The sequence below is a fragment of the Azospira sp. genome (genome assembly GCF_030247495.1).
In the GTDB taxonomy this organism is placed as follows: domain Bacteria; phylum Pseudomonadota; class Gammaproteobacteria; order Burkholderiales; family Rhodocyclaceae; genus Azospira; species Azospira oryzae.
The window spans coordinates 407,352-425,080 of record NZ_JAOTRW010000004.1 but is presented as its reverse complement, the minus strand read 5'-3'; the positions used below and the strand labels follow the sequence as shown (position 1 = coordinate 425,080).

Below are 17,729 nucleotides of genomic sequence, written 5' to 3'. Positions count from 1 at the left end.
AGTATACCACCCCTGCCAGTGAAGCCCGGCGGGGCGCGGTTTTCCGCCCATCCGCCCGCCTTCCCCCTATCGGCCCATGAATTCCCTGCAACTGGTCCTGCTGCTGCTTGCCGCTGCCGTCCTGGTGGTGACCCTGTTCCGTCGCCTCGGGCTGCCGCCGATCCTGGGCTATCTCCTGGTGGGCGTGCTCATCGGCCCCCATGCCCTGAACTTCATCAAGGATGTGAGCGGCGCCGAGCACCTGGCCGAATTCGGGGTGGTGTTCCTGATGTTCTCCATCGGCCTGGAATTCTCCCTGCCCAAGCTCTACGCCATGAAACGGGTGGTGTTCGGCCTGGGGCTGATGCAGGTGCTGCTGACCATCGTCCTCGCCGTCGGCCTCAGCGTCGGCACCGGCCTGGGCTGGCAGGCCGGGGTGGCCCTGGGCGGCGTCTTCGCCATGTCCTCCACCGCCGTGCTGTCCAAGCTGCTGGCCGAACGCCTGGAGCTGGAATCGCCCCACGGTCGCGACGTCATCGGCGTGCTGCTGTTCCAGGATCTGGCGGTGGTGCCCCTGCTGATCCTGATTCCCGCCTTTTCCCGGCCGCCGGGGGAAATGGCCCTGGAGATCGCCTGGGCCATGGGCAAGGCGGCGGTGGTGCTGAGCCTGGTGCTGTTCCTCGGGCAGAAGCTGATGCGGCGCTGGTTCTACATCGTTGCCCGGGGCAAGTCCGCCGAGCTGTTCATGCTCAATGTGCTGCTCATCACCCTGGGGCTGGCCCACATCACCGAAATGGCCGGCCTCTCCCTGGCCCTGGGGGCCTTCGTCGCCGGCATGCTGATTTCGGAAACCGAGTACCGCTACCAGGTGGAGGAGGACATCAAGCCCTTCCGCGACGTGCTGATGGGGCTTTTCTTCGTCACCGTGGGCATGCTCCTGGACGTGGGGGCCGTGCTCGACTACCTGCCCTGGGTGTTGCTGGCCCTGGCCATCCTGCTGCTGGGCAAGTTCGGCCTGATCGCTGCCCTCTCCCGCAGCTTCGGGGCGACGCCGGGCAACGCCATGCGGGTCGGCCTGTGGCTGTGCGCCGGCGGTGAATTCGGCTTTGTGCTGCTGACCGAAATCAGCGCCTCCAGCCTGGTGCCGGAGGCCGTGCTGCAGGTGGTGCTGACGGCCCTGGTGCTGTCCCTGCTGCTGGCGCCCCTGATCGTGCTCTACAGCGACAAGCTGGTGCTGCGCTTCGCCGCCAGCGAGTGGCTGATGCGTTCCATGGAGCTGACCAAGATCGCGGCCCAGACCATGAGTACGGAGAAGCACGCCATCATCTGCGGCTTCGGCCGCAGCGGCCAGTATCTGGCCCGCTTCCTGTCCCGGGAGAACATTTCCTACGTGGCCCTGGACCTGGACCCGGAGCGGGTGCGGGAAGCGGCGGCGGCCGGCGAGACGGTGGTCTATGGCGATGCCGCCCGGCGCGAGACCCTGGTGGCGGCCGGGGTGTCCCGGGCCAGCGTGGTCATCGTCAGCTTCGCCAACACCATTGCTGCAGAAAAAGTGCTGCACCATGTGCAGGAGCTGAAGCCGGACCTGCCGGTGGTGGTGCGGACCATCGATGAGTCCGACATGGACACCCTGAGCCGGGCGGGGGCGGCGGAAGTGGTGCCCGAATCCCTGGAGGCCAGCATCATGCTGGCTTCCCATGCCCTGGTGCTGCTCGGGGTGCCGATGAACCGGGTGCTGAAGATGATCCGGGACATCCGGGGCCAGCGTTATCGCCTGCTGCGGGGCTTCTTCCACGGTCTTTCCGACCGGGACAGCGACCTCAGCGAAACCCAGCAGTTCCGCCTGCATTCGGTGGCCCTGGGGGCCGGCGCCTATGCCGTGGGGCGCAGCCTGGAGGAACTGAATCTGGCCTATTTCGGCGTCGAGATCAGCGCCGTGCGCCGGCGCGACATCCGGGCCCTGGAACCCCTGCCGGAAACCCGTTTCCGGGAAGGGGACGTGGTGGTGCTGCTGGGCTCGGTAGCCAGCCTGGAAGCGGCGGAACTGCGCCTGCTCAAGGGCTGACAAAAAAAGGCGCCCGCAGGCGCCTTTTTTCTTGGTGAAGCTGCCTTAGAAGGCGGTGCAGACGATGTAGGTGTTGTTGTCCTCGATGCCGCCGGTGCCGGTGGTGGGCACGGCGGTCAGGGCGGTGCCGGCATAGGTGCCGGAAGCCACGCGCACGGAGCCGGTGGCGGTGTTGCCGTCGTCCAGGGTGATGTCGATCTGCTTGGCGAACTTGCCCTGGATGCCTTCGGAACAGACAAAGTAGGAGCCGGTCATGCCGGTGATGGGGCTGGTGCTCTGGATGCCCAGGCGGCCGCCGTCGGCGTTGGTGGGCATGGCGGCAGCCGGATCGGTGAAGTTGGCATTGCCGGCCGCCAAGTTGGCCAGGCGCACCTGTTGCCAGAAGGCGACGCTCTCGTCGGTGGCCGTGGTGGAGTTGTAGTTGCCTTCGATGCGGCCGTTGCCCTGGGTGGTGGAGGTGACGGTGAGCAGGGTGACGCTGGCGTTGGTGGCGGCGGAACCCAGGTGGGTGGCCACGTCCCGGTCGTCGCCCGGCAGCGCCCGGTACTTGTCCTGGTAGCCGTAGATGAAGAGGGGGACGGTCTTGAAGTCGTTGATGAAATTTTTCACCTTGGCGCTGTTGATCAGTTCCTGACCCTTCAGCACCCCGCCCAGAAGCAGGCCGATGATGACGAGTACAATGGCAATCTCAACCAGGGTGAAGCCTTTTTGGCGTGCGGACATGGCGGTCTCCTTCCAATTTGAAAATGTGTCTGCTTTTTCCAAGCACATCATATGCCATGGGCCTGGAAGGCATTATGGGTGCAATTCTGACGGGAAAGCGCCGAAAAGTGTCAAATTCTTGACGCTCCCGTCGGAGATTCGTCACCCGTTCCTGTCGCGGGAGTGTCCGTGCTAGCCAGAACCCGTCTTGCCCTGGGCCCAGAGAGCCTGCTGGTGGCGCTCCTCGGCCTCTACCACGTGGCCCTCGCGGTGGGGCCGGAGCAGCCCTGGGGGCGGGGCCTGTGGCTGGCCCACATCGGCCTGCTGATCCTCTGGCAGCCTTTCGTCGAAACCGGCCGTCGTCTCAGCGTGGCCGAACTGGCCCTGATGGGAGCCGGCATCCTGCTGCTGACCCTGGGCCTCAACGACTGGCTGCTGATCTTCTGGACCGCCATCCTCTCGGCCCTGGTGGGCGGCCGGGTCCTCTTTGTCCGCCGCCGGCGCCAGCGCATTTTCCTGCTCCTGGCCTTCGGCTATCTGCTGGGCGCCCTGCTGGCCTGGCAGGTGCCCCAGGTGGTGCCCCGGGAAATGGCCGTGGATCCGGCCCTCAGCCCCGTGTTCATCTACGCCCTGCCTCTGCTGCTGCTGTCCATGCTGGTGTGGCCCCGCTCCCGGGAGGAAGCTCCCCCGCGCCGGGCCGAGATGGTGGACTTCGTCTACAGCCTGTTCGTCTTTCTCCTGCTGGCCGTGCTGGTGCTGGGCACCCTGGCCTTCATGCTGCTCGACCGCAGCGGCTATGGTGTGGCAGTGGCCTCCACCGTGTTCATCATGGCCGGCCTGCTGTTCCTGCTGGCCTGGGCCTGGGACCCCCGGGGCGGCTTTTCCGGCTTCGGCGTGCTTTTTTCCCGTTACGTCCTGAGCGTGGCCCTGCCCTTCGAGCAGTGGATGCGGCGCCTCACCTACCATGCCGAGTTCGAGGTCGATCCGGAACGTTTCCTCGGCCAGACCCTGGAGGAGATGCTGGCCCTGCCCTGGGTCCTGGGCGGCACCTGGGCGGCGGAGCACCGGCACGGCGCCTTCGGGCTGGCCGACGGCGCCTTCTCCCAGCGCTTCGAATGTCCGCCCCTGAACGTGACCCTGTTCACCCGGCACAAGCTGTCGCCGGCCCTGATGCTGCATTTTCATCTGCTGCTACGGCTGCTGGCCGAGTTCTACCTGGCCAAGCTGCGAGGCCGGGCCCTGCAGCAGATGAGCTACATCCAGGCCGTGCACGAGACGGGCGCCCGTCTCACCCACGACGTGAAAAACCTGCTGCAGTCCCTGACCAATCTCTGCCATGCGGCCGAACAGGCGGAAGCGGACGATGCCGAGGCTTTCCAGGCCCTGATGCAGCGCCAGCTGCCCCTGATTACCCAGCGCCTGCGCCAGGCCCTGGACAAGCTGGAGCAGCGGCCCGCCGCCGATGGTGAGGAGCCTGCTGCCGGCAGCTGGTGGACGGCCCTGGGCCAGCGCTACAGCGGCGAGGCAGTGACCTTTACTGCTTGGCGCGGGGGCGAGCAGCCCCTGCCTGCCGGGCTGTTCGACATGGTGGCGGAGAACCTGCTGCAGAACGCCCTGAGCAAGGCCGCCAGGGAAATGGACCTGCGCATCGAGGCACGCCTGCTGCCCGGGGCGGACGGGGCGGGTCTGGAGCTGCAGGTGGAGGATTCGGGCAGTCCGGTGCCGCCGGAGCTGGCGGCGGAACTGGGGCGGGCGCCGGTGAGCTCGGCCCACGGGCTGGGCATCGGTCTCTACCAGGCCGGGCGCCTGGCGGCCGAGAGCGGTTACGAACTGTGCCTGGCCGCCAACGAGCCGGGCCGGGTGTGCTTCAGCCTGCGTCCCCTCAGCCGGTGACCTCGGTCGGCACGGCGCCGAGGCTGCTGCCGGTGCCGCCGTCGCTGCGCTTGCCGGCCAGCCGGTACACCGTCATGTTGCCCTTGCCCTTGAGATAGAGGGTCTGGGGCTCGTAGAAATCGTAGCGGTCCCGCAGGCGACGGTAGGTGGTTTCATCCACCTGGATCATGCCGGGCACGCCTTCCGTGGTGATGCGGCTGGCGATATTGACCGTGTCGCCCCACAGATCGTAGATGAACTTTTTCTTGCCCACCACGCCGGCCACCACCGGCCCGGTGCCGATGCCGATGCGCACTTCCAGGTGCATGCGGTTCACCTCGAAATCCCGGTGCAGCAGATCGCGCACGGCCAGGGCCAGGTCGGCGATGGCGTCGGAATACTCCTCCCGCTCCTGGCTGAGGCCGCCGGCCACCATGTAGGCGTCGCCGATGGTCTTGATCTTCTCCAGGCCGTAGGCTTCGGCCAGTTCGTCGAAGGAGGAGAAGATGCGGTTGAGCATGGAGAAGACCTGCTGGGGCGACAGGCCCTCCGCCACCTTGGTGAAATTGACGATGTCGGCGAACATCACCGTGACATCGGCAAAGCCGTCGGCGATGGTCTGGTTGCTGTGTTTCAGCCGTTCCGCCACGGCCCCCGGCAGGATGTTCAGCAGCAGCCGTTCCGAGCGTTCCTGCTCCGCCTGGAGCAGGGCGTGGGCCTCCACCATGCGTTCCTGCAGCTTCTGCTTCTCCAGGGTGGCAAAACGCAGCAGCAGATAGACGATGCTGGAGACGGCGGCAAAGTTGAGGGCGAAGAAGAAGATGCTGGTGCGCAGGGGCACGTGGCTGGCTTCCATGGCCGCCATGTCGGCCAGGTAGAAGTCGAAGAAGCCGGAGAGGGCGGTGAGGAACAGGTAGGCGATGAACCAGGCCAGGGATTCCCGCACGCCGAAAAACAGGATGGCGCCGATGGGCGCCAGCAGGCCCCACAGGCTGATGCCCGAGGCGGTGATGAAGTTGCCCATGCTCCACTGGGCAACGAAGGGCATGAACAGGAACAGCCCCAGCTGGGTGGTGCGGAACAGGGTGAAATTGCGGGTCTTGAAGTAGAGCAACAGGTTGCCGGTGAGCAGCAGCTGGAAGATGAAGGGGATGGTGGAGGAGAAGCGCGGCCCCAGTTGCCAGTAGAGCAGCAGCCAGAGCATGGAGGCGGCGCTGATGAGGCCCGTGGCGAAAATCAGCAGGGACTTGTTGAGGCGCATTTCCTCGCTGTCGTTGGCCGAGAGGCCGACGTCGCGGAAGGAATGGAAGAAGGAGTCGGAGGACATGGGCCGGGGTCGATGCGAAGGCGTGGGCGGATGGTCTGAGTGTGGCAGTTGGGGCCGGGGCCGGTCAATGCTTGAAGCTGTCATTTCCTCACAGGGAACGGCCGGCGGCGATCAGGCGGTTGAACAGGAGATTGGGCGACAGCCACAGCACCTGGTCATCGAAGCCCTGCTGGGTGACGGCCCGGCTGACGAAGACGTTGTCGCCATCGTGATTTTCCACCTCGTCGGCATCGCTGCTGGCGCCGTTGGCGGCGCCCTGGGCGTTGATGGCGCCCAGGCCGTTCTTGCCGTGGGAGAGCACTAGGGCCGGCAGGCCGGAGGCCAGGGTGGAATTGGCCACGGAACAGCCGCTGCTGGTCGAGGCGACGCTGCAGACCGTGATGTTGCCGGCTGTAGTGGCGAGTACGAATCCGACCTTGCTGTTGCTGAAACTAGCGTGCACTCGGTAGCGGTAATGGTTGCGCCAGCTGTCGTACTGGCCCAGGCCCAGGCTGCTCCACGGCAGCACGCCCTCGGCGCTGGGGCAGTCGCCGCTGCCGTCGCGGGCCTCTTCCACCCCGTCGTAATCCGTGTCCGGGCAGGGCAGATAGGGGTGCTGGCCATTGAGCGAATAGTGGCTGGCCGCATAGCCGATGAGGGCGTCGCCGATGTCCTGCAACTGCTTCTTGGTGTCGCCGTTGTCCCGCACTTCGGTCTGGGCCGACAGGGAAAAGAGCATGCCCCCGGTGAGCAGGGCCACGATGACCAGGACGATGGCCAGTTCAACCAGGGTGAAGCCGTGGGGACGACGCAGGTGGGGGCTCATGGAATGAACTGGGCCTTGAAGTTTTGCAGCAGGATCAGCTGGCCGCCGCTGCCGAAGCCGGTGGTGAAACCCAGCCGGACGTTGCGCAGGGACTCGCTGCCTGAAAAATCGCTGATGGATATGGTATCCCTGATGGTGGGCGGCGAACAGGCGGCGGTATTGGGGGCGAAGGTGGTGCTGAGATCCGCCATGGCCACGTCCTCGACGAAACAGAGGGAATTGCTGGCGGGGAAGGCCCAGGCCTTCAGGTCGTAGGTGCCGGCTCCGGCGCCGCTGTCGTAGTTGCGGCTGATTTCCAGGCGGATGCGCACCAGCTGCCCGAGGGGGGCCAGGCCGCCGGGCGTGGCCAGACCGCTGGTGAGGGCGGCCGGGTTGCGGGGGGAATCGCCGCTGCCGCTGCCGAAACCGTGCACGTTGTCGTCCCACAGGGGTTCGGCAACGCCGGCCCACCAGTTGGCCTCCCGGTAGCCCCAGTAGGTGAAGGCCAGGTGTCGGATGGTCAGGGGATCCTGGCGGCCGTAGGCGTGGTTGCTGTTGCTCTCGTTGTATCCCAGGTTTTGCACGAAATCGAACTCCAGGCCGAGCTTGGGCGGGGCGATGGGGCGCAGGGTGACGCCGGTGGGCGGCGTCGGCTCACCGGAGTAGCCCAGGTGCTGGTTCGGGGCACCGCACATGGAGGCATCCGGGTTGCGCTCGGCGTCGGCGATGGTGAAGGTGAAACCGTCACCCAGGTCCAGTACCCGGTACTCGAAAAAGGCCCGCAGGCCGCTGCCGAAGCGCACCACCTGGTTGAACCAGAGGCAGCCGTAACGCAGGTTGGGCGGGCTGCCGATAGGCACGTCGCTGGTGCCCAGGGTGGCGGTGCCGGCGCCGCTGTCCACGGCAAGGGTGGGGTTGCCGCTGGCAAGCTCGTTGCGGATGGCGGTGGCGGCGCCCAGGTCGTTGCTGAAATTGAGGGTGACGCTCTCCTTCAGGCACAGCACCACGTCGCCGGCGGGCTGGCTCTTGTCGTAGGCGGCCAGGGCCTGGGGCAGGGGGAACTGGCGGGCGGCCGCGTCGGTGGCCGTGGCCGCGGCGATGTTGGCGGCGGCCAGGAAGCTGGAGGCAGAAGCGCCTTCCGTGGCGGTGCGGGGGCCTGTGGCGGCCCGTTCCCCGGTGAAAATGAGGGCGCCCCGGCAGGGCTTGCCCCGCACCGTGAGGCAGCCGTCGCTGCCGCAGTTGAGGTAACGCAGCTGGTTGTCCCAGTGGCGGCGGAACTCCTCGTCGCCACTGCCGAGGCTGGCGCTGAAATCGAAGGCGGCCGGCAGGCGCTGCAGTCCGTCGCTCGAGGCGTCCCCGGTCGGCAGGCTGGGAGCCGCATCCAGCGCGGACTTCAGGCCTGCCATCAGGGTGTCGATGCGGCTCGGAAAATCGCTGCGCTGCTTGATGCGCTGGAAAATGTCCCGGGGGCTGAGCCACAGCAGCAGGTCATTGTTGGAGGTGCTGCCCGGGGTGCCCTGGGTCAGGCTGAGACTGGCGCCGCCGCCGAAACTGTAGTTGCCGTCCAGATAGTTGGCCGCATTGGGGCTGTCGCCGCCGGGGCAGGCGCCGCTGCCGCCGCTGCGGTGCTGGCCGCCCAGGGCGATGCCGGGGGCGAAGAGAACAGCGACGGCGCCGCCCTCGGCGTTCTCCGGCTCGGTCAGGATCTGGCTGCCGTCGCTGCTGCGCACGGCGAACTGGCCCTGGCTGTCCCAGTTGAGGGGCGTGCTCTTGGGGCTGTTCTTGAAGCGGCCGACGGCGTACCACAGGCATTCCCCGCCTTCATCCTGCAGCATCGGCAGGCCCAGGGTTTTCCACGGCAGGAGGCCGACCACGGTGGTGCCGGCGGTGCCGCAACTGGCTTCGGCCTCGCCGTCGTTGTTGGTGTCGGGGCACGGCAGCTGGCCGAAGACCTGGCCGCTGTTGCGCTGGTCGTAGGTGGCGGCGAAGCCGAGCAGGGCTTCCCGGGCCTGGGCCAGGGCCGCCATGGAGGCTTCCGCCCGGACCTGGGGATTACTGGAGACGGCGGTCAGGTGCCGGTAAAGGCCGTAGGCCCCGAGCACGAAGACGATGAGGAAGAACGCCAGCAGGGCGGCGCCGCGCTGACGGCAGGCGGGAGCGGGGTGGCGGGCCACGGCTCAGGGCGCCGCAGGGCGCCTGCCGGCGGGAGCGGGATGGACCCGCAGCACGCTGCCATCGGGCAGCAGGCCGGCGGATTCGTTGCTGCCGCGGCGATGGGAGTCGCCGACGCCGAGGCTGGTGCTGCTGTCGTTGCCCAGGTCCTTCAGGGTGGCGCGGCCCGGGTGGCGGCCATCGGGCCGGACCTGCAGGCCGCTGATGTCCTCCCGGTCGTGCTGGACCATGCCGTTGATCCAGGCCGAGCCCTTGCCGCTGGAGCGGCGCACGATGCCGTTGAGGGTCACCACCGGTTCTTCCGTGGCATGGCTGGTGTCCTGGATGTTGTACAGCCGCTGACGCTCCAGGGCCTGGCGCCGTTCCGGCGTGAAGAAGAGGCGGCCCAGGGCTTCGTCGGCCAGGAGCGGCGAGGCGGCCGTGCCCAGGGCCAGGAGCAGGCCGGCGAGCCTGGCCAGGCGGGCGCCGGGGCGGGCGGCTTGGGGAGGGCGCAGGGAATGGGCGTTCATGGCAGGTTCCTCCCCGTCTCAGCGGGTTTGGGGGCCTCGCAGGGTGATCCAGTCCAGCAGGCACTGGGCCTTGAGGTTGGCGTGCAGACCGGTGCTGTCGCCCGGGGGGCGGGGCTGGCGGCTGACTTCGCAACTGCGCACCAGGACCTGGGCCTTGGCCGTGTTGCGCAGGTCGGCGAGGACGTTGAGCAGATCCTCCTCATGCAGCAGCTGCAGTTGCAGGCGCATGGAACTGACCTGGAAGCTCCACGGCCCCTGGCCGTTGCCCAGGGGCTGCTGGGGCGAGAACTCGTACTGGATGTCCAGCAGGCGCCGGTTGTTGCGGATGTCCCGCAGCAGCTCGACCCAGTCCAGGCGCTGTTCCTCGCCGATGACGCCGCGGGCGGCCAGGTTGCTGAAGAGGGCGGCCTTGAGCTTGATCTCGCTTTCCTCTTCCCGTACCTGCTTCAGCTTGGCCTGGGCCTGGGCGTTGTGGGCCTGGGCCGTTGCCAGCAGGCGGCGGGCCTGTTGCTGCTGCTCCAGGGAAAAGAGCACCAGGACGGCGCCGCCGAGGCAGAAGAGGACGAAGATCACCAGGCTGAGGCGCAGCTTGCGCCAGTCGGCTGCGGTCAGTTTCATGGCGTCACCCGATGCACGATCTGCACGACGAAATGACGGGGCTCGGCGCTGGCCGGGGCATCGTCGCTACTGCTGCCGCCCTTGAGGGACTTGCCCGATTCCACGTCGAACGGTTGCTGCTGCACATTCACCTGCAGTCCGGGCTGCTGCCGCAGGGCCGCCAGGAAACGCTCGAAAATGGCCAGTACCTGGCGCGGATTGGCCTGGGGGCCGGTGGGAATGCTGCCCCGCACCAAGGCGCTCTCGTCCCCCTCGCCCGGCGCTGCCGCCGCGGCAGTGGCGTTGCCATTGCCTCCGGCGCTGGTGCCGCCCCGCTGCCAGGCGATGGTGTCCAGCTCCACCTGGGGCGTTGCTTCCAGAGCCCGGCTGAGCAGCAGGTAAAAGTCTCGCGGGGTGGTGGGCTGCCGTTCCATGGCCTGGTAGCGGTTGATGACCTGGCGCAGGGTGTCGTTGTCCACCGGCATGGGCGGGAAGGTCCGGGCCAGTTCCGCATAGCGCTGGGCCGCGCTGTCGGCCTGGGCCTGGATGGCGGCCCGCTCGCTGCCGAGGCGGGTGGCGTCGTACAGCTGCTTGCCGGCGAAAAGCAGGCAGGCGAGGAAGACCAGCAGCCCGCCGGAAGAGAGCAGGGCCTTGAGCTGCCACACCCGGTAGTCGTGGCGCAGGGGCGGCGGCGCGAACTGCTGGGCCGGCGTCTGGACGGCCAGCAGGTGCAGGAACAGGGCTTCGCTGCGGCTGTCCTCCGGGGCATCGGCCAGGCCGATGAGGCGGGCGGCCTCGTCGTTGCCGACGATGCGGAAGGTGACGGCCGGGCTGTCGCTGCAAGCTTCCTGTACCGCCCGCACCGCCTGAGGATGGACCAGGGCCAGGGCCTGCAGGGACTGGCCCCGGGCCAGCAGGCGCTGGCTGGTCAGGTACTGGTGCATCTTGGCCGCCTCCGCCGCCATGGCGTGGCCGATGCCGTGGATGCTGGAATCGTGCAGGGGCACCAGGCGCGAGAAGTGCAGTTCGCCCTTGTCGAAGAAGCTCTGGCGCAGGCTGTGATCCTGCACTGTCAGCATCAGGCAGGGGGCCGGGCCTGGCTGCAGCTTTTTCAGCAGTTGGGGGCCGAGCAGGGGCAGGGAGTAGATGCCCACCAGGGGCACGCCCAGGGACTGGATCAGGGCCGTCCACGGCATGATCTGGGCCGGGTTGGTGAAGCCGGCCAGCAGCAGGCGTTCGTCCTTGCGCCGGTTCTTCTCGAAGCCCAGGCGCTGGGCCATGTTCAGGTTGGTGCTGTAGAAATACTGGCCCAGCTTGCGCTGGATCACGGCTTCCCGGTCCTTGCCCTGGAGGAAGGGGATGGTGTCCAGCTGGAAGCCTTCGTCGGCCACGTTGATGAGGAGGTAGAAAAGGTCGTGGCGACGCTTTTCCAGGTACTGGCGGAAGGCCACCAGGCCCTCCTCCGAATGGGGGAAGCTGGCCTGGGCGTCCAGGCGGCCGCCCTTCCAGGCATGGGCCGAGAGCTGGTGGGCGGAGAGGTAGAGGAGATGGCGCTGGGGCATGGCTCAGGTCTTGATCTTGCTGATGACGTCGTACACCGGCCCCAGGACGGCCAGCATGATCCAGCCCAGGACCGAGCCGAGGATCAGGGTCAGGGCCGGCTCGATCAGGGACTGGATCTTTTCCACCGACTCCTTCACGTCCCGGTTGAAGAAGTAGCTGACATTGCGCAGGGCGGTGTCGAGGGAGCCGGTGCTTTCCCCCACCCGCAGCATGCGGATCACCAGGGGTGGAAAGAGGCCGATGGTGTGGAAGGCGGTGGTGACGTTCTGGCCTTCGCCGATCAGCTGTTCCACCTTTTCCAGGCCCTGGCGGATGACCCGGTTGCCCACCACCTCTTCCGTGGTGCGGATCGACTCCAGGATGGGAATGCCCGAGGAATAGAGCAGGGCGAAGGTGTTGGCGAAGCGGGAGAGCACGATCTTCTTCAGGATCGGCCCGAACACCGGCAGCTTCAGCTTAAAGGCGTCGAAGCCGTGCCGCACCGCCGGATTGGTGTGCAGCAGGTAGCTGAGCAGGGCGATGCCGAGGATGGGCAGGAGCAGGGCCAGGTACCAGTAGTTGACCAGCAGGTCGGAGACGAAGAAGAGGGCCCGGGTCTGGGCCGGCAGCTCCTGGCCCATGTTGCGCACGAACTGCTTCAGCTGGGGCACCATGTACACCATGAGGAAGAAGGTGGCGCCCAGGACGATGGTGCCGACGAAGGCCGGGTACATCAGCAGCTTCTTGGTCTGGGAGGCGATCTCGTCCTCCCACTTGAGGGATTCGGTGAGGTTCTGCAGTACTTCGGAGAGCTGGCCGGTCAGTTCCCCGGCCCGCACCAGGCTGACGAAGACCTTGGTGAACACCCGGGGATGCAGGGCCATGGCCTGGGACAGGGTCTGGCCGCCCTCGATGGATTCCACCAGGCTGGCGATGACTTCGCGGAAGCGCGGATGCTCCAGGGAGTCCCGCAGGTCGGAGAGGCCTTCGAGGATGGGCACGCCGGCCCGGTTCAGCTGTTCCAGGTGGAAGCAGAAGTTGATCAGCTCCCGGCGCGGCACCGAGCCGCCGAACATGTCCCAGCTGCTGACCGGGGTGCCGTTCACCAGGTCCATTTCCATGCGCTTGAGGCGCATTTCCAGGTCCACCAGATTGATGGCGTCGAGGCGCCCCTGGACCATGCGGCCATCCGCATCGACGGCCTTGTAGTTGAAGAGTCCCATGGCCGGACCCTACATCCGGTCGGTGAGGTCCACCACCCGGGATAGCTCCTCCAGGGAGGTGGAACCGTCCAGCACGCGACGCAGGCCGTCGTCGGCCAGGGGACGGAAGCCCTGGCGGGTGGCCTCGTTGCGGATGTCCCGGGCCGTGGCGCGGCGCGCCACCAGCTCGTCCATGGCCGGCGTCATGCGCAGCAGTTCCATGATGGCGATGCGGCCCCGGTAGCCCTGGAAGTCGCAGCGCTCGCAGCCGCAGGGGTGGTAGATCACCGGCCGCGGCCCTTCCGCCGGGATGCCGAGCAGGCGGGATTCGTGGGCCTCGGCCTGGTAGGGCGTCTTGCAGCCCGGGCAGAGGCGGCGCACCAGGCGCTGGGCGACGATGCCGATGATGTTGCCGGCCATCAGGTCCGGCAGGATGCCGATGTCCAGCAGGCGGGGAATGGCGCCGATGGCCGAGTTGGTGTGCAGGGTGGAATACACCTGGTGGCCGGTCATGGCGGCGCGGAAGGCCATCTCGGCGGTGTCCGTGTCGCGGATTTCGCCCACCAGGATCACGTCCGGGTCCTGGCGCATCATGGAGCGGATGCCGTTGGCGAAGTCCAGCTTGGCCGATTCCGCCACCGAGGTCTGGCGCACCAGGGCCATGGGGTACTCCACCGGGTCTTCCAGGGTCATGATGTTCACGCCCTCGGAATTGATGTGGTTGAGCACCGAATAGAGGGTGGTGGTCTTGCCGCTGCCGGTGGGGCCGGTGACCAGGATGATGCCCTCGGGCCGGGCGATCATCAGCTTGAGCAGGTCCAGATGGTCCTCCGCCAGGCCCAGACCCTCCAGGGGTACGATGCCCTTCTGCCGGTCCAGGATGCGCAGCACCACGTTTTCGCCGTGGATGGTGGGCTGGGCCGCGACCCGGAAGTCCACCTGGCGGCCGCTCAGCACCAGGTTGATGCGGCCGTCCTGGGGCGCCCGGGTCTCGGCGATGTTCATGCCGCTCATGACCTTGATGCGCACCGCCATGGCCGGCCAGTAGGATTTATGCAGGGCCCGGATCTGCCGCAGCATGCCGTCGATGCGGTAGCGGATGCGCAGGAAGTTGGCCTCCGGCTCGAAGTGCACGTCGGAGGCGTCCCGCTTCACCGCGTCGGCCAGGATGGCGTCGATCAGCCGCACCACCGGCTGGCTGTATTCGTCGGAGGAGGACTGCAGGCTCTTCCAGTCGATCTCGCCGGTTTCGATCTCGTGCAGGATGCCGTCGATGGACAGCTCGTAGCCGTAGTACTGGTCGATGGCCCGGTCGATTTCCGATTCGCCGGCCAGCAGGGTCTCGATCTCCAGCTCGGCGTTGAGCTGGCTGCGCACCTTGTCCAGGGCGACGATGTCGTTGATGTCCGCCAGGGCCAGGGTCAGGCGGTGGCTTTCCGCATCGAAGTCCAGGGGCAGGATGTGGTGGCGCTTGGCCAGCTCCCGCGGCACCAGCTTCAGGGCGGAGGGGTCGATGACGGCCCGGGAGAGGTCGATGGAGCGCTTGCCCAGGCTTTCCGAAAGGGCTTCCCGCAGGGTCGTTTCCGAGACGAAGCCGAGGGATACCAGCAGCTTGCCCACCGGCTGGTTGGACTTCATCTGCTCCAGCAGGGCGATGCGCAGCTGGTCTTCGGAGATGATCCCCTGGGCGATGAGAATCTGGCCCAGGGGGCGGCGCTGGGGGCTGGGGGCGTTCATGGCGCGGCCAACTCCTGCAGCCGGCGCCGGGCGCCTTCCTTGTCGAACATGGCGGAGCGGCCGGCGGCGGCGCCGAGGGCCGCCTGGTAGTACTGCTGGGCCGGCTTGACCTGGCGCAGGTGGTCCAGGCTCACCGCCAGGTTGAAGAGATAGTCCGGGTTGTCGCCGTCGCTGGCCAGGGACTTGAAATAGGCCTGCTGGGCTTCGCTCCAGCGGCCCTGGCGGGCGTACACATTGCCCAGGGCGAAGTGGGCGTGGCCGGCTTCGGGCTGGGTCGCCAGCAGATTCTTCAGGCGGCTTTCCGCCGCCGCCGGATCACCGTTGCCGAGGAGGGATACCAGGCCGGCCAGGGCCACCGGGTTTTTCGGGTCCGCCTCCAGGGCCTTCAGGTAGAGGGCTTCGGCCTTGGCCGTCTGGCCCTCGCGGCCGGCAATGCTGGCCATGCCGAGCAGGGCGTCGGTGTTGCGCGGGTCGGCCTGCAGCACCTTGTCGTAGTCCTGCACCGCGGCGGCGAAATCCTCCCGCTGCAGGGCGCCGTAGGCCCGTTCCAGCAGCGGGTTGGTGGCCGGCTTGCCGCGGCTGAGGCGGATGGGGCTGGGCTCCTCCGGCGGCAGCGCCGGTTGGCGTTCCTGGGGCACGGGACGCTCCCGGGTAAGGGGGGCGGGCATTTCCGGTACGGGGGGGCTGGGAGGCGCTTCTATAGCCGCTACTGGCGTGGGGGCCATGGTGATGGGCGTTGCCATTGGTGCCGGCGGCAGGGGCTGGGGTTGCACCGGCGTCGGCGCCGGGCGGGCGACCATGGGGTTCTGGCTGAGGCCCTGCAACTGGAACCAGAAATAGATGCCGATGCCGAGCAGGCCCACGGCCAGGGCACCCAGGGCAAGCCACAGCTTGTTGCGGTTGGGCGGTGTGCCGTTGCCGGCGGCCAGCTTGGCGTTGAAGAGATTGCGGGCCGCCTGGCGCTCCGCTTCCACATCGGCTGCGGCGGCAGGGGCGGCGCTTGGCGTGGGCGGCGGCGGGGCGGGCTGGTGGGAGGATTGGGGCGGCGGGGCGGCGGGGCTGGGCGCCGGGCTGGCGGCGACGGCGGCCAGGTCCGCGTCCACCGTTGCCAGGTGGTCGTCGAGGTTGGGCAGGGGCGACTGCCCCTGGCTGCCGGGCTGGGTGCTCACCGGCTCCAGGCTCAGTTCACCGGGCGCCCCGGTGGCGGGGGCCGCGTTGCGCTTGGCCTCCTCCGCCTTCTTCAGGGCTTCCATGAGCAGACTCACGGCCGCGGCTCCATGCCGGAGGGCGCCATCTGCTGCTGGGGCCCCGGGTTGTTGGCGAAAAAGTCTTTGGTCGGCAGGGCATCGCGCAGGCTGGCGTAGTCGCCGCCGATGCTGGCTTCGCGGATGATCACCGGGCGCAAGAAGATGACCAGCTCGGTCTTCTGCAGGGAGTCGTCCTTGGCCGAGAAGAGGCCGCCGGCGACGGGCAGGCGGGAGAGGCCGGGAATGCTGTCGGCCCGGTTCTGCAGCATCTCTTCCATGAGGCCGCCCATAACGGCGATGTTGCCGTTTTCCACCCGCAGCACCGATTCCATCTCCCGGGTGCGGATCACCGGGACCTTGCTCTCGATGCTGTCGGCCAGGCCGTTGATGCCCTTCTTCAAGGCCGGATTGGGGTCGGGAATCTCATCCACCACCCGGGAGATGCTGGGGCGGATGTTGAGCAGCACCGTGTCGTCGCCGCTGATCTGGGCGGTGACGTTCATGACGAAACCCACCGGCACCGAGTTGAGGGTGGTGGTGTAGGTGGTGACGGTGTTCACCTGGTTCTGGCTGGTGTCGGCCTTGATGGTGAAATAGACGTGGTTGTCCACCACCTTGATCACCGCCGTCTGGTTGTTGAGGACGCTGATCTTGGGGCTGGACAGCACCTTCACCGTGCCGAAGGTTTCCAGCAGGCGCAGGGCGCTGGTGAAGCCGCCGCCGGAGGTGGAGTTCTTGTAGCCGATCTCGAAATTGCTGCCGCTGGCGATGATGCCGGCCACGGCGCCGCCCAGGGTCTGGGTCACGGTGAAGCCGGCGGCGCCGCCGGTGATGCGGCTCCAGTTGATGCCCTGCTGGTAGTTCTGGTCCAGCCGCACTTCGGCGATGGTGGCCTCGATCAGCACCTGGCGCCGGGCGCTGCCCATCACCTGGTCCACGTATTCCTGGATTTTCTCGTGCTGCCGGGAGGTGGCGCGCACCGTGACGATGCCCGTTTCCGGATGGGCCATGACCGAGGCGGCCTCGCGGAAGGTGGTGCGCCGCACCACCATGGCACCGCTGTTCTGCAGGGTGGCCGGATTGGCGCTGCCCGCCAGGCTGGTGGCGGGGGCCGAGGTGCGGCTGCCGGCCGCCGGCGGCGTGCCGGTGCCGGTGGTGGTCTGGGTGGCGGCCACTTCGGTGACCGTTTCCGAGGAGCCTTCGGGCATGACCTTGTCGGTTTCCCGCAGGATGTCCTTGATGTTCTGGATCAGGTTGTCCCAGAAATGGTGCTGGGCCTTGTTCTCGATGCGGGTGACGGAACTGTTGCCGCTGCCGGCGGTGCCCGGGACCGTGGTGGTGCCGGTGGTGCTGGCGCCGGCGCCGGCGGTGGCGATCTGGGTGGTGACCGAGACGGTGCCGGCGGTGTCCCGGGTCATGTTCACGTAGTCGATCTTGTAATTGCGCAGGTAGGGCGTGTCCGGCATCACCGCCAGATTGGGGCCGTCCAGTTCGAAGCGCATGTCCACCTGCTTGGCCAGGCGGTTGAGGATCTGGGGCAGGGTCTGGTCGATGGCGTTGAGGGTCACCGTGCCGCTGATGCCCGGGTGGATATCCACGTTGAGTTTGGCGTCCCGGGCCAGGGCGAACAGCAGCTCCTGTACCTTGACGTTGTTCACCACCACCGAATAGGTCTCGGTGCGGGGGGCAATCCGGGGTTTGGGCAAGGCCGCCGTCTGCATCACCGGTGCCGGAATGGCGCCGCTGACCACGGGCGCCGAGTCTGCCTGCAGGTGGGCTTTGCTGGGGTCCTTGGCAACGGGAGAGGCGCAGGCGCCGAGCAGTCCCAGGGATAGCGCTGCCAGCAGGGCGCGTACGGGGAAATGCTTGGGCAACGACGGGAGGCCGTCGGGGCGGGGGCCGTAATGGGCAGGCTTCATGGGGCGGGCCTTATCGGTTGTCTCGTTATGGGGCCGTTCTTATGTAACGCTATGTTTTAACGTTGATTATTTTTG

General features: G+C 67.5%; 13 protein-coding genes. 2 read left to right on the top strand and 11 right to left on the bottom strand.

Going from position 1 to position 17,729, the window contains the following annotated elements; genetic code table 11:
- The first annotated feature begins 76 nt into the window (after positions 1 to 76).
- Positions 77 to 2,044 carry a monovalent cation:proton antiporter family protein gene (locus OEL49_RS07910; RefSeq protein WP_014236479.1) on the top strand — a complete coding sequence of 656 codons (1,968 nt, stop codon included), beginning with the start codon at positions 77 to 79 and terminating at the stop codon, positions 2,042 to 2,044.
- 45 nt (positions 2,045 to 2,089) lie between these two features.
- On the opposite strand, the gene OEL49_RS07905 is transcribed toward OEL49_RS07910, so the two are convergent.
- Positions 2,090 to 2,767, bottom strand: coding sequence for a prepilin-type N-terminal cleavage/methylation domain-containing protein (locus OEL49_RS07905; protein WP_014236480.1), 678 nt, complete (start codon positions 2,765 to 2,767; stop codon positions 2,090 to 2,092).
- Between the two features lie 168 nt (positions 2,768 to 2,935).
- Here OEL49_RS07905 and OEL49_RS07900 point away from each other — a divergent pair, with 168 nt between their 5' ends.
- On the top strand, positions 2,936 to 4,639 hold the full coding sequence (locus OEL49_RS07900) for an ATP-binding protein (protein WP_014236481.1): 1,704 nt from the start codon (positions 2,936 to 2,938) through the stop codon (positions 4,637 to 4,639).
- On the opposite strand, the gene OEL49_RS07895 is transcribed toward OEL49_RS07900, so the two are convergent.
- From OEL49_RS07895 to mshL, 10 genes are all read right to left on the bottom strand, one after another.
- The gene (locus OEL49_RS07895; RefSeq protein WP_014236482.1) at positions 4,629 to 5,945 is read right to left on the bottom strand and encodes an adenylate/guanylate cyclase domain-containing protein; all 1,317 of its coding nucleotides are present in this window, start codon (positions 5,943 to 5,945) and stop codon (positions 4,629 to 4,631) included. The two genes, OEL49_RS07900 and OEL49_RS07895, sit on opposite strands and share 11 nt — an antisense overlap.
- A gap of 88 nt (positions 5,946 to 6,033) precedes the next feature.
- Entirely contained in the window at positions 6,034 to 6,750 is a 717-nt protein-coding gene (locus OEL49_RS07890) for a type II secretion system protein (RefSeq protein WP_014236483.1), read from the bottom strand.
- Positions 6,747 to 8,903, bottom strand: a complete 2,157-nt coding sequence (locus OEL49_RS07885; protein WP_014236484.1) for a hypothetical protein — start codon at positions 8,901 to 8,903, stop codon at positions 6,747 to 6,749. The genes OEL49_RS07890 and OEL49_RS07885 overlap by 4 nt, the downstream gene beginning before the upstream one ends.
- Before the next feature lie 3 nt (positions 8,904 to 8,906).
- Entirely contained in the window at positions 8,907 to 9,410 is a 504-nt protein-coding gene (locus OEL49_RS07880; protein WP_014236485.1) for a hypothetical protein, read from the bottom strand.
- An 18-nt stretch (positions 9,411 to 9,428) separates the two neighbouring features.
- Positions 9,429 to 10,028, bottom strand: a complete 600-nt coding sequence (locus OEL49_RS07875; protein WP_287874375.1) for a hypothetical protein — start codon at positions 10,026 to 10,028, stop codon at positions 9,429 to 9,431.
- A complete protein-coding gene (locus OEL49_RS07870) occupies positions 10,025 to 11,569 on the bottom strand; it encodes a hypothetical protein (protein ID WP_287874374.1) in 1,545 nt (514 codons plus the stop codon). Before OEL49_RS07870 ends, OEL49_RS07875 begins: the two co-directional genes overlap by 4 nt.
- Positions 11,570 to 11,572: 3 nt before the next feature.
- A complete protein-coding gene (locus tag OEL49_RS07865; RefSeq protein WP_287874373.1) occupies positions 11,573 to 12,772 on the bottom strand; it encodes a type II secretion system F family protein in 1,200 nt (399 codons plus the stop codon).
- A 9-nt stretch (positions 12,773 to 12,781) separates the two neighbouring features.
- Positions 12,782 to 14,488, bottom strand: a complete 1,707-nt coding sequence (locus OEL49_RS07860) for a GspE/PulE family protein (protein ID WP_014236489.1) — start codon at positions 14,486 to 14,488, stop codon at positions 12,782 to 12,784.
- On the bottom strand, positions 14,485 to 15,753 hold the full coding sequence (locus tag OEL49_RS07855) for a tetratricopeptide repeat protein (RefSeq protein WP_287874372.1): 1,269 nt from the start codon (positions 15,751 to 15,753) through the stop codon (positions 14,485 to 14,487). Before OEL49_RS07855 ends, OEL49_RS07860 begins: the two co-directional genes overlap by 4 nt.
- The gene (gene mshL, locus OEL49_RS07850) at positions 15,750 to 17,654 is read right to left on the bottom strand and encodes a pilus (MSHA type) biogenesis protein MshL (protein WP_287874371.1); all 1,905 of its coding nucleotides are present in this window, start codon (positions 17,652 to 17,654) and stop codon (positions 15,750 to 15,752) included. The genes OEL49_RS07855 and mshL overlap by 4 nt, the downstream gene beginning before the upstream one ends.
- Between the last annotated feature and the right edge of the window lie 75 nt (positions 17,655 to 17,729).

Bases quoted from the DNA above. Each gene is read 5' to 3' on its own strand.
- OEL49_RS07870 (WP_287874374.1), bottom strand. From the start codon at position 11,569: ATGCCCCAGCGCCATCTCCTCTACCTCTCCGCCCACCAGCTCTCGGCC.
- OEL49_RS07880 (WP_014236485.1), bottom strand. From the start codon at position 9,410: ATGAACGCCCATTCCCTGCGCCCTCCCCAAGCCGCCCGCCCCGGCGCC.
- OEL49_RS07905 (WP_014236480.1), bottom strand. From the start codon at position 2,767: ATGTCCGCACGCCAAAAAGGCTTCACCCTGGTTGAGATTGCCATTGTA.
- OEL49_RS07865 (WP_287874373.1), bottom strand. From the start codon at position 12,772: ATGGGACTCTTCAACTACAAGGCCGTCGATGCGGATGGCCGCATGGTC.
- mshL (WP_287874371.1), bottom strand. From the start codon at position 17,654: ATGAAGCCTGCCCATTACGGCCCCCGCCCCGACGGCCTCCCGTCGTTG.
- OEL49_RS07860 (WP_014236489.1), bottom strand. From the start codon at position 14,488: ATGAACGCCCCCAGCCCCCAGCGCCGCCCCCTGGGCCAGATTCTCATC.
- OEL49_RS07895 (WP_014236482.1), bottom strand. From the start codon at position 5,945: ATGTCCTCCGACTCCTTCTTCCATTCCTTCCGCGACGTCGGCCTCTCG.
- OEL49_RS07875 (WP_287874375.1), bottom strand. From the start codon at position 10,028: ATGAAACTGACCGCAGCCGACTGGCGCAAGCTGCGCCTCAGCCTGGTG.
- OEL49_RS07910 (WP_014236479.1), top strand. From the start codon at position 77: ATGAATTCCCTGCAACTGGTCCTGCTGCTGCTTGCCGCTGCCGTCCTG.
- OEL49_RS07890 (WP_014236483.1), bottom strand. From the start codon at position 6,750: ATGAGCCCCCACCTGCGTCGTCCCCACGGCTTCACCCTGGTTGAACTG.